This is a genomic window from Allobosea sp. CRIB-10, assembly GCF_900112185.1.
Classification (GTDB): Bacteria; Pseudomonadota; Alphaproteobacteria; order Rhizobiales; family Beijerinckiaceae; genus Allobosea.
On record NZ_FOKP01000006.1, the window covers coordinates 45,290 to 59,689 of the forward strand.

General features: G+C 67.4%; 12 protein-coding genes. 6 read left to right on the plus strand and 6 right to left on the minus strand.

Features of this window, described 5'->3' with window-relative positions; translation table 11 throughout:
- Positions 1-15: 15 nt before the first annotated feature.
- Entirely contained in the window at positions 16-261 is a 246-nt protein-coding gene (locus BMZ69_RS31065) for a hypothetical protein (protein WP_139219023.1), read from the minus strand.
- Positions 262-554: 293 nt separating this feature from the next.
- Positions 555-2,819, minus strand: a complete 2,265-nt coding sequence (gene katG, locus BMZ69_RS10225) for a catalase/peroxidase HPI (protein WP_092156533.1) — start codon at positions 2,817-2,819, stop codon at positions 555-557.
- A 97-nt stretch (positions 2,820-2,916) separates the two neighbouring features.
- Here katG and BMZ69_RS10230 point away from each other — a divergent pair, with 97 nt between their 5' ends.
- Positions 2,917-3,885 carry a hydrogen peroxide-inducible genes activator gene (locus BMZ69_RS10230; RefSeq protein ID WP_092156534.1) on the plus strand — a complete coding sequence of 323 codons (969 nt, stop codon included), beginning with the start codon at positions 2,917-2,919 and terminating at the stop codon, positions 3,883-3,885.
- 81 nt (positions 3,886-3,966) lie between these two features.
- On the opposite strand, the gene BMZ69_RS10235 is transcribed toward BMZ69_RS10230, so the two are convergent.
- The 3 genes from BMZ69_RS10235 to BMZ69_RS10245 form a co-directional block, all read right to left on the minus strand.
- A complete protein-coding gene (locus BMZ69_RS10235; RefSeq protein WP_210188010.1) occupies positions 3,967-4,572 on the minus strand; it encodes a PrpF domain-containing protein in 606 nt (201 codons plus the stop codon).
- Between the two features lie 231 nt (positions 4,573-4,803).
- Positions 4,804-5,640 carry a hypothetical protein gene (locus BMZ69_RS10240; RefSeq protein WP_092156535.1) on the minus strand — a complete coding sequence of 279 codons (837 nt, stop codon included), beginning with the start codon at positions 5,638-5,640 and terminating at the stop codon, positions 4,804-4,806.
- Between the two features lie 491 nt (positions 5,641-6,131).
- Positions 6,132-7,346 carry an ROK family transcriptional regulator gene (locus BMZ69_RS10245; RefSeq protein ID WP_092156536.1) on the minus strand — a complete coding sequence of 405 codons (1,215 nt, stop codon included), beginning with the start codon at positions 7,344-7,346 and terminating at the stop codon, positions 6,132-6,134.
- 130 nt (positions 7,347-7,476) lie between these two features.
- Between BMZ69_RS10245 and BMZ69_RS10250 the strand changes: the two genes are divergently transcribed.
- The 5 genes from BMZ69_RS10250 to BMZ69_RS10270 all read left to right on the plus strand — a co-directional run bounded on the left by BMZ69_RS10250 (position 7,477) and on the right by BMZ69_RS10270 (position 12,484).
- The gene (locus BMZ69_RS10250) at positions 7,477-8,739 is read left to right on the plus strand and encodes an extracellular solute-binding protein (RefSeq protein ID WP_092156537.1); all 1,263 of its coding nucleotides are present in this window, start codon (positions 7,477-7,479) and stop codon (positions 8,737-8,739) included.
- 61 nt (positions 8,740-8,800) lie between these two features.
- A complete protein-coding gene (locus BMZ69_RS10255) occupies positions 8,801-9,694 on the plus strand; it encodes a carbohydrate ABC transporter permease (protein ID WP_092156538.1) in 894 nt (297 codons plus the stop codon).
- Positions 9,694-10,515, plus strand: a complete 822-nt coding sequence (locus tag BMZ69_RS10260) for a carbohydrate ABC transporter permease (RefSeq protein ID WP_092156539.1) — start codon at positions 9,694-9,696, stop codon at positions 10,513-10,515. Before BMZ69_RS10255 ends, BMZ69_RS10260 begins: the two co-directional genes overlap by 1 nt.
- Positions 10,516-10,517: 2 nt before the next feature.
- On the plus strand, positions 10,518-11,549 hold the full coding sequence (locus tag BMZ69_RS10265) for an SIS domain-containing protein (RefSeq protein WP_092156540.1): 1,032 nt from the start codon (positions 10,518-10,520) through the stop codon (positions 11,547-11,549).
- Positions 11,546-12,484 carry an ROK family protein gene (locus tag BMZ69_RS10270; protein ID WP_092156541.1) on the plus strand — a complete coding sequence of 313 codons (939 nt, stop codon included), beginning with the start codon at positions 11,546-11,548 and terminating at the stop codon, positions 12,482-12,484. Before BMZ69_RS10265 ends, BMZ69_RS10270 begins: the two co-directional genes overlap by 4 nt.
- 148 nt (positions 12,485-12,632) lie before the next feature.
- Here BMZ69_RS10270 and BMZ69_RS10275 read toward each other — a convergent pair whose 3' ends face one another.
- Positions 12,633-14,342: an MFS transporter gene (locus BMZ69_RS10275; RefSeq protein WP_092156542.1), complete on the minus strand. Its 1,710-nt coding sequence runs from the start codon at positions 14,340-14,342 to the stop codon at positions 12,633-12,635.
- Positions 14,343-14,400 lie beyond the last annotated feature (58 nt).

Sequence of the window (14,400 nt, forward strand, 5' to 3'; positions counted from 1 at the left end):
GCCGGGGCGATGTCGTCAGTAATAGACGGTCCGGCAAACGCGCACGCGACGGCCGTAGCGGTTGCGTCGGACCGAGCAGACCGTCCGGCGACGGCGCGGACGGCGCCAGTACTGGCTGAACTCGGCGGGAGCCGCGTCGAGCCGGGCCGCGTTCTCCGGTGCAAGCGAGGCGGCGGCGACCGGCGCGCTCGCCAGACTCACACCCGCGGCGCTCGCGGCGAGTCCACCACACAGTGCGACGATGAATGAACGTCGGTTCATGGTTTCTCTCCTTGGTGTCGCCCTTCGTAGAGCTGACCACAGGAAACATGAACGAATTTTGAAGCTATGGCTTGCTCGCTATAGCAGGCGACTGCGCTGTATTCGGCGATGAAGATCGAGCTTAGCGATACTGACAGGCATCTCGGTCGATCTGCCGTTTCGAGAGATCTTATGAATTCTGCTCTTGAATCTCTTCTCCACTTACATTGAGGAATGTGCCGCGCCCTTTGCGGGCGCGGCCACCCTTTTGCGCCCGGCGTGGCGATCACGCCGGGCTGCCCGTTTCCTCCGCGTCAGGCGACGTCGAAGCGGTCGAGGTTCATCACCTTGGTCCAGGCCGCGACGAAGTCCTTGACGAACTTTTCCTTGGCGTCGGTGCTGGCATAGACCTCGGCGAGGGCGCGCAGGATCGAGTTCGAGCCGAAGACGAGGTCGACGCGGGTGCCGGTCCACTTGGCGGCGCCGGTCTTGCGGTCGGTGCCCTCGAACACGTCCTTGGCCTCCGAGATCGCCTTCCACTGCGTGCCCATGTCGAGCAGGTTGACGAAGAAGTCGTTCGTCAGCGCGCCCGGCCGGTTGGTCAGGATGCCGTGCTTGGAGCCGTCAGCATTGATGTCGATGGCGCGCAAGCCACCGATCAGCACGGTCAGCTCCGGCGCGGTCAGCGTCAGCAGCTGGGCGCGGTCGATCAGCGCCACCTCGGCGGGCACTTTGGCGCCCGGCTTTTGGTAGTTGCGGAAACCGTCCAGCGCCGGCTCCATCACCGCGAAGGAATGGACGTCGGTCTGCTCCTGCTTCGCGTCGGTACGGCCCGCGGTGAAAGGCACCTCGACGTCGTGACCGGCGGCCTTCGCCGCCTGCTCGACGCCGACATTGCCGGCCAGCACGATCAGGTCGGCCAGCGAGACCTTCTGGTCGCCATCGGCCTCCTTGTTGAACTGGCGGCGGATGCCGTCGAGCACCTCGATCACCCTGGCGAGCTGGGCCGGCCGGTTGACCTCCCAGTCCTTCTGGGGGCTAAGGCGAACGCGGGCGCCATTGGCGCCGCCGCGCTTATCGCCGCCACGGAAGGTCGCGGCCGAGGCCCAGGCGGTGCCGACCAGCTCGGAGACGGAGAGGTCTGAGGCCCTGATCTTCTCCTTGAGCGCCGCGACGTCGGCGGCGTTGACCAGCGGATGGTCGGCCGCCGGCACGACGTCCTGCCAGATCAGCTCTTCCTTCGGCACTTCCGGACCGAGATAGCGCGAGCGGGGGCCGAGATCGCGATGGGTCAGCTTGAACCAGGCGCGGGCGAAGGCCTCGGCGAAGGCCTGCGGATTCTCGAGGAAGCGGCGCGAGATCTTCTCATAGGCCGGGTCGACCCGCAGCGAGATGTCGGTCGTCAGCATGGTCGGCTTGCGCTTCTTCGAGCGGTCGTGCGCGTCCGGTATGATCGCCTCGGCATTCTTGGCGACCCATTGATGGGCACCGGCCGGAGACTTCTCCAGCTCCCATTCGAAACCGAAGAGGTTCTCGAAGAAGAAGTTGCTCCACTGCGCCGGCGTCTGGGTCCAGGTGACCTCGAGGCCGCTGGTGATGGTGTCGCTGCCCCTGCCGGAGCCGAAGCCGTTGTGCCAGCCGAGGCCCTGCGCTTCGAGGCCGTCGGCCTCGGGATCAACGCCGACATTGTCGGTCGGGCCGGCGCCGTGGGTCTTGCCGAAGGTATGGCCGCCGGCGATCAGCGCGACGGTCTCCTCGTCGTCCATCGCCATGCGGGCGAAGGTGTCGCGGATGTCCCTGGCGGCGAGCAGCGGGTCGGGATTGCCGTCGGGCCCTTCGGGATTGACGTAGATCAGGCCCATCTGCGTCGCGGCGAGCGGGCTTTCCAGATTGCGCGAATGCACTTTGCCGTCGGCGTCGTCATCGGCGACGAGGACGGCCTCGCCGGCAGGCTTCTCGACGCCTTCCGAACCATCGGCGTAGCGCAGGTCGCCGCCCAGCCAGGTGGTCTCGCGGCCCCAGTACACGTCCTGGTCCGGCTCCCAGGTGTCGGCGCGGCCGGCGGCGAAGCCGAAGGTGCGGAAGCCCATCGTCTCCAGCGCGACATTGCCGGTCAGGATCATCAGGTCGGCCCAGGAGATCGCCTGGCCGTATTTCTGCTTGATCGGCCAGAGCAGGCGGCGCGCCTTGTCGAGGCTGACATTGTCCGGCCAGCTGTTGAGCGGCGCGAAGCGCTGCTGGCCGCGGCCGCCGCCGCCACGCCCGTCGGCGAGGCGATAGGTGCCGGCGCTATGCCAGGCCATGCGGATGAACAGCGGGCCGTAATGGCCGAAGTCCGCGGGCCACCAATCCTGCGAGTCGGTCATCAGCTTGCGCAGGTCGTTCTTCAGCGCGGCGTAGTCGAGCTTGGCGAAGGCTTCGCGATAGTCGAAGGCCTGATCCAGCGGATTGGACTTGGCCGAATGCTGGCTCAGCAGCTCGACGGGTAGCCGATTCGGCCACCAGTCGTGATTCTGCCGGCCGCCGCCGCCATGGGCAACGGGGCATTTGCCCGTGCTGTCCTCAGTCTTCGCGTTCATGTCTGTCTCCGAGCTGGGCTGGCTGCTGCGAGGGTCTTAGCAGGGCCGTTTCATTATTTTAATTCCGATTTTCCGATCGTGACGATAAGCTGCAATTATGACAAACCTGACTTTCAAGCAGCTTCGCTATTTCGAGGCGCTGGCACGGCACGGCCATTTCGGCCGCGCGGCCGAAACCTGCGCGATCTCGCAACCGGCTTTGTCGCAACAGATCAAGGCGCTGGAGGAGGAGCTCGGCGGCAGGCTGTTCGAGCGCGACCGGCGCCAGGTCCGGCTGACGCGCTTCGGCGAGGAGATCGCGGCGCGCGCCAGAGATGTGCTGCGCTCGCTCGACGAGCTGGAAGGCTATGCCTATGCCTCGCGCGACGGACTGGTCACGCGGCTGCGCATCGGCGTGATACCGACGGTGGCACCTTACCTACTGCCCGGACTGATCGGCGACCTTACGCGCCAGCATGGCGGGCTCGACCTCAATGTGCGGGAGACGCTGACGCCGAAGCTGGTCCAAGAGCTGCACGAGGGACGGCTCGACATGGCGATCGTCGCCCTGCCGGTGTCCGAGCCGTCGCTGACGGAAATCGCGTTGTTCACCGAGCGTTTCGTCCTCGTGCGGCCGCGTGTGGACGAGGGCAAGCCGGCTCCCGATCGCGACGCCCTGCGCGAGATGCGGCTGCTGCTGCTGGAGGAAGGACATTGCTTCCGCGAGCAGGCGCTGTCGTTCTGCAACACGCAGCCGCGCACGGTGCAATCGCGAGACCTGCTCGATGCCAGCTCGTTGTCGACGCTGGTGCAGATGGTCGATGCGGGCCTCGGGGTCACCTTGATCCCTGAAATGGCCGTGGCGGTCGAGACGCGCTCGGCCTCGGTCGCGATCTCGCATTTCAGGACGCCGGAGCCTTCCCGTACGATCGGCATGGTCTGGCGCAAGACCAGCCCGTTGGCAAAGCAACTGCTGGAGATCGCGGAAATGGTGCGGCAATCGGCCGGGACGTTGCGCGGAACGCGCGACACGCCTTTGTCCGGCGCGGGTCAAGAGGAGTCAGCAAGGCGCTTTTCCGAGCGCTGAACGAGCGACACCAGCGCCACGGGGCGATGGTCGCGGACGTTGTTTTCAGCCCGTCCGCGTCGATGGCGATCTGACCCTTCGCTATGTCGACTGACTGACGTAGACCTCGCCGGCGAACAGGCGGCGTGCCGAACCATAGACGCAGGCGCTGCGTGCGTGAGCCTGGCCGGCCTCGACCACGACATCGGCATCGACCGTGATCGTGCCGGAGGGATGGCCGATCCGGATCGCGGCTCCGCCGCCATCCCCCACGATGCGGTTGGCGACGGTGCCGGGCGTGCGAGCGGCGACGGCGATTGCCCTGGGCAGCGCGATTCCGCTTGCACCCAGCGCGTCCGCCAGCACGAAGGCAAACGGGTTGGCGGCATCGACGATGCTGGCCTCGACGACACCGAGGCCGGGCACTTGGATCAGGTCGATCGCCTTTGCGGTCGGCAGGAGGCGGCCGGTCTTGGCGCCGCCCGGCTCCAGGAAGTCGAGGCGGATCGGTGCTCCGCGCCCCGCGACGCCATCGAGCTCGAGATCGCCGTCGACCTCCGCCTCGCCATCGCGCATCTGGACATGCGCCGCGATGATCTTGCCGGTATTGGTGTTGTGGATGCGGACGATCGTCTCGCCATCGGGAGGCTTCGGAACCAGTCCCTCGTCGATCGCGAACGGCCCATCGCCGGCGATATCTTCCCGCAATTGCCGGCGTAGTCGACCGTCCGGTCCACCACCGAGACCTGGGCGAAGGTGTAGTCGATATCGGCGCCGGGCACGCTGGCCGGGCCGACGACGCAGACCTTCGACAGGGACGAGACGCCGCCGCCCATGCCGTCGAGCTGGCGGACATAAGGATCGGGAGAGCCCATCGCCGCGAGGAAGACGCCGTCCTCACACCTTTGGATAGGCGATCCCTTCAGTTGTACGTACTGATTACCAGCGCCGCGCGCGGGCACGGCGCTGCGAGGCAGGTGATCGCGTCCCGACATCTTTCCCAAGGCGACGCCGGCCATGAGCCGCAGCCGTCCTGCATGCGCCGCTTCGCGCTGCCGCAGCGGCTTCCTCGCCGGGACGGGCTTTTGGCCGAGCCGCAGAGCCGATGCTCCACTCCGTCCCCCGGTCTCGGCGCAATGCCTGGGATGAGGGTGTTTCGACGAAGGAGCCAAGGCCGATCCGGGTGAGCGAATAGTCGCGGTCGACGACGCGATGCATCAGGTAGGCGAGCAGAAGGACGCCGATCACGGCGCCGCGCCGGATGCGCAACAGGACCCGCGAGACGTCGCCGCTGGAAGTCCAGGGCGCCAGTGAGCCCATGCGGAGCAGGAGCGGCATGGCGACGTCGTTGCAGAGCATCGTGCTCAGCGACACCGCCGCGACGATGATCATGCCCGTCGCCGCCGACAGGCCGCCGACGAAGGCCGCGAGCTTGACCAGGCTCTCGCAGGCGATGGCGAGCATCAGGCCGCGATGGTGCTCGCCGGCATTGATGTGGCGAACGCCGAAGACGATGCTGAAGACCGCCATGGCCGCTGCCACCGCAAATGCGCTGTCCCGCCAGATGGCATCTGCCGTCCCGGGATGATCCGGATGGGTGGTGGTCAGGATGTCGAAGCTGGCGCCGACGGCCGTCAGCTGCAGCGCGATATCGGGCAGGACACCGACCAGGGCGGCGAGTGCCAAGAGCGTGGCGACGGCCTGGCTCTTGCCATAGCCCGCGGCGATGAACTCCGAGATCGACGAGACGTTCTGCGCCTTGGCGATGGCGATCACCTGGCGAGAACGGGTGGCCGAAGACGAGCAGAAGCGTGGGACCGATATACATCGGCAGGAAATCCCCCCTTCTCGTGGCGGCTCGGCCGACCGAGCCGTAGAAGCTCCACGAGGTGTTGTGGATCGTGAGCGTCAGGGCATAGGCGAACGCTCCCCACCACTAGGCCGGCGGCCGCCCGTCGCGCGCGCCGGCCCGCCGCTCTCCCACCAGGCGATGGCGAAGAGGGCGCCGAGACAGGCGCCTGAAACGATCAGCACCAGCCAGCTGTGCGCGGCGCTCCTGGGCATCGGACGAGCAAGTGCCGCGAGGTTGGTCAGGCGACTGTCGGGCAACAACCGGTTTGCCGGCAACCTGCCCTGGAATGCCGCCAGAACGAGCGAAAGTAGGGGGCAAAGAGCGAAGGCAGGGAGGGTCGGCAGAGCCGGGGGGCGGATAGGGCAGAGTCCAAAAGGACCGAGGAGGTCACGGAAGGCGCCATGGCGGCGGTTCGTCAGATCCGTTCCACGACATCTTGCTTGAACAGAAGCGACAGCTCCGGCGTCATGCCGTCGAAAACCGGCAATGTCGCAGCGCCGAGAGCTGGTGTATCCGGCCCCATCTCGGCGACGATCAGGCGCGGCGTGTCGGCCGCCTTGTCGAGGCTGACGCTGCGTGGCAGCGGCTCGATCCGGGCGACGAGCGCTTCCAGGACCGGCCGGGGCAGCACGCCGCCAAGGATCACCGTCTGCGGATCGAGCATGTTCTCGATCATCACCACGGCCTGGCGCAGGCTGGAAGCGGCTTCGTCCAGCCAGGCGAGCAGGCGCGGGTCGCCGTCTTCGAGCGCCGCGGCGATGCGGTCGAGATCGCCGTGCCGAACGGTCGCCGGCTTCACGTCGCCGAGCGCCTTCAGCGCGAGCGAGACCGAGGCGTAGCGTTCGAGGCAGCCGCGATTGCCGCATGGGCAAGGCCGCCCGTTGGTGTCGACGACGAGATGGCCGATCTCGCCCGACTTGCCGTAGCCGCCGCGATAGGGCTGGCCGCGCAGGAAGAGCCCGCCGCCGATGCCGGCGCCGATATAGACATAGGCGAAGTCGGTGAGCGTACGGCCGGCGCCGTAGAGCCGCTCGCCGATCGCCGCCGCCGTGGCGTCGTTCTCGAGCAGCACCGGCAGGCCAAGCTTGTCCTGCAGCGACTGGCGCAGCGGGAAATCCCTCCAGCCGGGCAGCGCGACCTCGCCGAGCACCACGAGCCGGTCGTCCTGGAACAAAGCGGGGATGACGAGGCCGACGCCCCAGACGCGCTGGCGCGCCACCTGCTGGCGCTCGAGCATCGTCGCGATCGTCGCCGCGATCTGGTCGAGCACCGCGTGGGGCGCATCGGACGCAAGATCGAGCTCGACGCGATCGCGCACCGTTCCGGCGACATCGGTGAGGATGACCAGCAGGACGCCGTGGCCGAAGGACACGCCGAAGGTGAAGCCGCCATCGGGGTTGATGTCGAGATCGACGGCCGGCTGGCCTCGGGCGCCGCTGCGCCGGCTGACGCTGCGCACCAGGCCCGCCTCGGTGAGCTCGCCGATGATGTTGGAGATCGTCTGTGGCGCCAGGCCGGTGGCACGGGTGATCTCGGCGCGCGAGAGCGGCGCCTGCAACCGCACCGTCTCCAGCACGACCCGCCGGTTGAACCGGCGGGCATGATCCATGTTGGCGCCGAACAGCTTCATTTCCGCCTCTGAGTCATCGCTCCTGCCTACACCCGGGCGCTTGCCAGCCGAAGTGCTCTCTGATTAAATCACTTCATTGGAATAAATCGGGCGGCAACGAAAGACCACCCGGACACAGCGGGAGCAGACCATGACGCAGCAGGGCGGATCCAAGACAGGCTTGTCCCGCCGGACGGTTCTGGGCGCGGCCGGCACGATGGCGGCGAGCGCCTATGGCTTCGGCGCGCAGGCGCAGGAGATGAATGTCCGCTTCGTCGGCGAGCGCTATCCGGCGCTGGAATTCTACGTGAAGAAGCTCCAGGGCGCGCTGCCGAACGTGAAGGTCACCGCCGACCTGATGCCCAATGCGCCGCTGAAGGAGCTGCAGACGATCACGCTGTCGTCCGGCGCCGACTCGATCGACATCATGCTCGGCAACGACCTGACGATCGCCAACTTCGCCCAGAACGGCTGGCTCGAGCCGCTCGACGAGTACATCGCCAAGCACAAGGACGAGTACAAGCTCGACGACTTCGCCAAGATGGCGATGAGCTCGGCCTCGTTCGGCGGCAAGGTCTATGGCCTCCCGGTGCTGACCAACACCCAGCTCATGGCCTATCGGCAGGATCTGTTCGAGGCCAAGGGCCTGAAGCCGCCAACCTCGTTCGAGGAATACATCGCTGCTGCCGGCGCGTTGAACTCGCCTTCCGTCGCCGGCACGGTGATGACGCTCAAGGGCGACGGCGTCCTGAATGAGGGCCACTGGTACCTGAATGCGCTCGGCGACGGCTGGTTCGACGCCAGCAAGAAGCCGGTCTTCAACAGCGCAAAGGGCATCGCCGCGATCGAGACGATGAAGTCGCTGACGCATTTCGCACCGCGCGGCTACACCGCCAACGGCAATGACGAGTCGACCATCCTGTTTCAGCAGGGCGCCGCGGCCATGGGCATGCAGTGGCTGACGCGCACCGCCGCCATGGATCGCCAGGACCAGTCCAAGGTGATCGGCAAGATCAATTGGGCGCCGCCGCCGCGCGGCGGCCAGGTCGTCGTCGCCGACAGCTTCGCCATCTCCAAGTTCTCGTCGCGCAACAAGGACACGCTGTTTCGCCTGCTCGCTGCGACGCTGTCGCCAGCGAACCAGCGCGAGGGCGCGAGCCTCGCCTGCCCGACGCGTGTCTCGGTGCTGGAGGATCCGGAGCTGCGCCAGCGCTTCCGCTACTACAACGTGCTGGTGCCGGCGCTCGACAAGGGCGCGATCTTCCCGAAATTCGCCGAGTTCAAGGAAGTCAGCGAGACGGTGACGCGGCGCATCCTGCAGGCGGTCACCGGCGAGATGCCGGTCAAGGAGGCGCTCCACACCGGTGCCAAGGAGGCCGAGGACTTCCTGACGCGCCGCGGCGTCTACAAGTGAGCGAACTCGCTCCCGGAACGGTCCAGGCCTGAACCGGGCCGCTCCAACAAGGCAGAGATTTATGGCGTCGTCCTCGGCGCGGGCCTATCCCCGCGAAATATCGCTTTGGCTGTTCGTCGTGCCGAGCGCGCTCGTCGTGCTCGGCATACAGCTCTACCCGGTGCTCTACGCCGTCTATCTCAGCTTTTTCGACTACCATATCGGCCAGTCTCAGCCCCGTTTCGTCGGCGCCGAGAACTATCTCGCCTTGCTCGGCCAGGACCGTGTCTGGGCTTCGCTCAGGACGACACTGATCCTTGTCGCCTCATCGCTCGCGGTCGAGTTCGTGCTCGGCCTCCTGCTCGCGCTCGGGCTCTACAAGCTGACACGCGGCGCGCGCCTCTTCTCGACCCTGATCTTCGTGCCTTACCTGATCACGCCGGTGGTCGCCGCGCTGTTCCTGCGCTGGATATTCGCGGCGCGCTGGGGGTTGGCCGACGCCGTCATCGCCTCCTTCGACATCTTCCCGCCGGACTGGCTGGGCTCGCCGGTCTGGGCCTTCGTCACGATCATCGTCGCCGATGTCTGGCAGTTCACGCCCTTCGTCATGCTGATCCTCTATGCCGGGCTGCAGGGCATGGACGAGGCGCTGCTCGAAGCCGGCAAGATCGACGGCGCCTCGGGCCCGCGCCTGGTCTGGCACATCATCCTGCCGTGCCTACGGCCGCAGATTCTGTTCGTGCTGGCGATCCGGCTGATGGATTCCTTCCGCACCTTCGACAGCATCTATGTGCTGACCGGCGGCGGCCCCGGCACCGCGACCGAAACGCTGACGATGTACACCTACGCCATGGCCTTCAAGCAGCTCGACCTCGGCCGCGCCTCGACGCTGGGCGTGCTGACCATGCTGATCGTCACCGGGCTGACGCTGATGATCATCTCGCTGATGTATCGGCGCGAGCGGGGAGCGTTCTGATGCGTCGCCTGCTCGGCCAGCCGCTGGTCGTCTTCCTTCTGTCGCTGTTTGCGCTGTTCAGCCTGACGCCGATCATCTGGGCGGTGCTGATCTCGATCAAGCAGCCGGCCGATGCCTTTGCGATCCCGCCAAAGCTGTTCTTCGAGCCGACCTTCCGCTTCCATTACGAGATCTGGGTCGAGCGCCGCTTCGTCGAGTTCTTCCTGAACAGTTCGATCATCGCCCTCGGCACGGTCTTCATCTCGGTGCCGCTCGGCACGCTCGCCGCGTATGGCCTGTCGCGGCTGGAAAGCAGGATGGCGCGCTCCTATCTGATGGGCCTGCTGGTGATCCGGATGTTCCCGCACATCCTGCTCTTGATCCCGTTCTTCATCGTGGCGCGCTCGCTATCGATGATCGACAGCTATCCGGCGATGATCGCGGCGATGGTGGCGATCAACCAGCCCTTCACCGTATGGCTGATGCGCTCGTTCTTCTTGGAGATCCCGCGCGAGCTCGACGAAGCCGCGACCATCGACGGCTGCAATGCCTGGACGACCTTCACCAAGGTGATCCTGCCGCTTGCCAAGCCCGGCATCGTCGTCACCTCGCTGTTCAGCCTGCTGCTCGCCTACAACGAATTCCTGTTCGCGCTGATCCTGACCGGCAGCAACACCAAGACGCTGCCCGTCGCCATCGCCGAATATGGCGGCGAGGACCTGAACTACTGGTCGCTATCGGCCGCCGGCGCGATCGGGATCATGCTGCCGATCCTGCTGTTCATGCTGTTCTTTCAGCGCCATCTCGTGCGCGGCCTGACGATCGGCGCGGTGAAGGGATAACCATGGTCGACCAGAGCATCATCGACGGCTTCATAAGGGCGCAGGCGCAAATCGTGCCGGCGACGATCGCAGCCGTGCGCCGGCGCTTGCGCGAGCTTGCACTTCCCCGGGCCGGGCACATCGTCCTCGTCGGCTCCGGCACCTCGCTCAACGCGTTGATGGTGGCGAAACCGGCGCTGGAAGCCGGCGGCGCCCTCGTCGAGGTGCTGAACCCTGGTGCCTTCCTGCTGCGCGAGCCCGTGCTCGGCCGCGAGGCCCTGGTCGTCGCGCTGTCGCAGACCGGGACCAGCGAGACCACCGTCGCGGCGGTCCGGCGCGCGCAGGAGAGCGGGCGGACCTGCCTCACCATCACCGCCGAGGCCGAGAGCCCGATCGGGCAGGTGGCGACGACCAGGATCGTGATGCCTGTTGGCCCCGAGCCGGTCGGGCCCAAGACCAAGGGCTATGGCGGTTCGCTCGCGGCGCTCGCCGAGCTTGCAGCGGCGCTCTCCGGCTGCGCTGGGCATGATGTCGCCGAGGCGACGATCGCTGATTTGATCGACGAAGCGACACCGCCGGCCTTCGCGCTGGCGGCCGAGCTCGACGCGGTCGATGGCCTGCTATTCACCGGGGAAGGGCGCCATTTCGGCACGGCGCTCGAAGCCTCGCTGAAGCTCGCGGAGATGACCGGCGTGCCGGCTGCCGCCTTCCCGACCGAGGAAGCGATGCATGGCCGCCTGCACGGACTGACGGGCAGGAGTCTCTGCGTCATGATCGCGGCGGATGCGGCCGAGCGCAGGCTCGCGGCTCATGCCGCCGGCGTGATGGCTGCGCTCGACGTCCGCATCCTCATCCTCAACCTGACCGACGAGCCGACGCCGTTCGACTGGCTGCGGCTCGACGGGCTGGCGACACCCTACGATGCACTCGCCGCGATCGTACCGGTACAGCGGCTGGCGCAGGCGATGGCGGCGCGGCGCGGAATCCCGCCGCATCTGATGCGTTTCCCCGGCCTGTCGAAGACGCTCGGCATCAAGATCGACCGCCTGCCATGAAGACCGTCTTCGCCTTCGATATCGGCGGCACCGCCGTCAAATTCGGGCTGGTGGCCGAGGATGGCCGCCTGCTCAAGCAGGGCGAGGTGCCCTTCGAGCGCGACCTGTCCTTCGCGGCGCTCTGCGAACAGCTGGCAAGGCTTTATGAAGACACGATGGCAGGCAGCCGAGCCGATGCGCTGGCGGTCGCGATGCCGGGCTTCGCTTCGTCGGAGAGTGGCGTCGTCGTCGATGGCGGCGGTAATGTTCCGGCGCTGCGCGACGGCTCGATCACGCAGGCCCTCGAACAGCGCCTCGGCCTGCCGGTCTGGTTCGGCAATGACGGTGTCGCCGCCGCGCTAGGCGAGGTCAGATATGGTGCCGGCCGGGCGCTCGGCCGCTTCGTCCTGATCACCATCGGGACGGGGGTCGGCGGCGCCGTCGTGCTCGACGGCAAGCCGATCATCGGCCCGAATGGCCACCCTCCCGAGCTCGGCGCCATCGTCGTGGGTGTAGACGATGCGGGCGCGCCACTCTCGCTCGAGGCCCTGTCCTCGGCGCCTGCCATGTTGCAAGCCTACGAACGTCGGACGGGAGGAGCGGCCGTATCGGTGCGCGACCTGTTCGAGCGGGCCGAGGCCGGCGACGCGGCGGCGGATGCAGCGATCGATGCGGCCTGTCACGGAATCGCGCAGGCGGCGGGTGCCCTCACCAATGCGCTCATGCTCGAGGCGATCGTGCTCGGCGGCGGCGTATCGGGGGCAGGCGAAGCTCTGGCGAGCCGGGTTCGCGTTCTTCTCCCCCTTTATGCCTGGCCGTCACTGGCGGCGAAGGTCGATATCCGTATCGCGGAGTTGGGCAACACGGCGGGGCTGCTCGGCGTGGCTTCGCTCGCTTTCGAGGGGGTGTCCGCGCCGATGCATGCCCGGGCGCGACGTCAGGGCGCCGAAGCCTGAACGATCTTGCCTGAACGATTGTCTTGGCGGTCGGTGCGCGTTGATGCGCATGCGCACCAGATCCGGACATCGGCAAAGGCGCCGGCCGCCACCGGGAGCGTTTGAGCAACGCCGGCGAAACCCGTCGGCCGAGCGCTGGCGCCGCCACTCAGGGCGACGCCTGCGCCTGCCGGGTGGCGCGCAGCACCTCGCGCGGCAGCGCGCCGGTCTGACGCTCGACCATGCGGTGCACGACCGGCGGCTCGGGCCCGATATGCAGCTCCCTGACCCGGTCGCCGATTTCGGCGTCGGCCTGGGTGGCGCGCTGGGCCTGGCGAACATATTCGACCCAGGTCGGGCTGTCGTAGCGCTCGATCCAGAGCTCGGCATCGGTCAGGTCGCGCAGCAACGACCAGTGGCGGGCCCCGTCGCGGCGGCGGATGCGCCGGCGCTCCTCCATCGCCTTCAGGAACTCGACCACGTCCTCCTGCTTGATCCGCCATTCGATGGTGACGAAGACCGGGCCGCTGCGCGGCTCGATGTCGACCGCGACCGTGGGCTCTCGCCAGCGGCTGAGCGGATCGAGATTGAGCGCCTCGAGCGGCGGCAGCCGATAGCGCAGCCCGGCGGCCGCACCGCAAACGAGTGCGACCGCTGCCGCGCACAGGCCGCCTGTCGGGCCATATTGGAGGGTGACCCAGCCCCAGGCCCAGCTGCCCGCGGCCATGCCGCCGAAGGCCGCCATCTGGTAGAGGGCGAGCGCGCGCCCCACCACCCAGCGCGGCGCCGACAGCTGCACCGTCGAATTGAAGGTCGAGAGCGCCAGCACCCAGCAGGCGCCGCCGACCGCAAGCGCCGGCATGGTGAGCCACAGGGTCGGGCTCAGCCCCACCACCAGGGCCGCGGCCGCATAGGCCAGGAAGGTCAGGCGCACGAGGGTCTCGGTGCTGAAACGACGGCGCAGCCGGGCGCTGACGAAGGCTCCGGCGACCGCGCCGGCGCCGAAGGCTCCAAGCAGGATGCCGTATGTCAGCGGGCCGCCGCGCACGAGATCGCGCGCGACCAGCGGCATCAAAGCGAGACCGACGACGCCGCCGAAGCCGAAGAGGAAGGCGCGCAGGATGACGGCGCGGATATTGGGCGACATCGCGACATAGCGCAGACCGGCGCTCATCGCGATCAGGAACGTCTCGCGCGGCAGCACGCGCTCGACCTGCGGCGGCTGCCACCGGGCCAGCACGACCAGCAGGCCGATATAGCTGAAGGCATTGACGATGAAGGCTGCGACCGCGCCGGAGGCGGCGACGATGGCGCCGCCGATTGCCGGGCCGACGCTGCGTGCGATGTTGAAGGCGACGCTGTTCAACGTCACCGCCGCCGGCAGCTCGGGCCGCGGCACCATGTCGCCGACCGAGGACTGCCAGGCCGGATTGTTGAGCGCGTTGCCGCAACCGAGCAGGAAGGTGAAGGTCAGGAGCAGCCAGGGCGAGAGCAGCCCATGCCAGGCGAAGACCGCCAGCGTGATCGAAACGGCGAGCATGAAGCCTTGCGCCGTCAGCAGGATGCGGCGGCGGTCGTAATTGTCGGCGATCGCGCCGGCGGCCAGCGAGAACAGCATCACCGGCAGCGTGGTCGAGGCCTGGACGAGGGCGACCATGTCCGGCGAATTGGAGAGCGAGGTCATCAGCCAGGCGGCACCGACCATCTGGACGAGGCCGCCGAAGTTCGAGGCGAGGCTTGCGATCCAGACCGCACGGAAGATCGGATGGCGCAACGGCGCGAAAGCCGAATAGCGCCCGTCTTGAGGTTTCAGGCCTTCGGCGGCGAGGTCGGCTTCGGCGGTCTCGGCAGTGGTCTGCGTGGCGGGCTCATGCGGCATGTCACAGTTAGAGCATGCCGGCAGGCGATGGGAAGCTGCGCTTCGCCATTCCTGCGCT

Excerpts from the sequence above, each read along its gene's own strand:
- BMZ69_RS10250 (WP_092156537.1), top strand. The coding sequence starts at position 7,477 with ATGACGCAGCAGGGCGGATCCAAGACAGGCTTGTCCCGCCGGACGGTT.
- BMZ69_RS10275 (WP_092156542.1), bottom strand. The coding sequence starts at position 14,342 with ATGCCGCATGAGCCCGCCACGCAGACCACTGCCGAGACCGCCGAAGCC.
- BMZ69_RS10255 (WP_092156538.1), top strand. The coding sequence starts at position 8,801 with ATGGCGTCGTCCTCGGCGCGGGCCTATCCCCGCGAAATATCGCTTTGG.
- BMZ69_RS10260 (WP_092156539.1), top strand. The coding sequence starts at position 9,694 with ATGCGTCGCCTGCTCGGCCAGCCGCTGGTCGTCTTCCTTCTGTCGCTG.
- BMZ69_RS10245 (WP_092156536.1), bottom strand. The coding sequence starts at position 7,346 with ATGAAGCTGTTCGGCGCCAACATGGATCATGCCCGCCGGTTCAACCGG.
- BMZ69_RS10270 (WP_092156541.1), top strand. The coding sequence starts at position 11,546 with ATGAAGACCGTCTTCGCCTTCGATATCGGCGGCACCGCCGTCAAATTC.
- BMZ69_RS10265 (WP_092156540.1), top strand. The coding sequence starts at position 10,518 with ATGGTCGACCAGAGCATCATCGACGGCTTCATAAGGGCGCAGGCGCAA.
- katG (WP_092156533.1), bottom strand. The coding sequence starts at position 2,819 with ATGAACGCGAAGACTGAGGACAGCACGGGCAAATGCCCCGTTGCCCAT.
- BMZ69_RS31065 (WP_139219023.1), bottom strand. The coding sequence starts at position 261 with ATGAACCGACGTTCATTCATCGTCGCACTGTGTGGTGGACTCGCCGCG.
- BMZ69_RS10230 (WP_092156534.1), top strand. The coding sequence starts at position 2,917 with ATGACAAACCTGACTTTCAAGCAGCTTCGCTATTTCGAGGCGCTGGCA.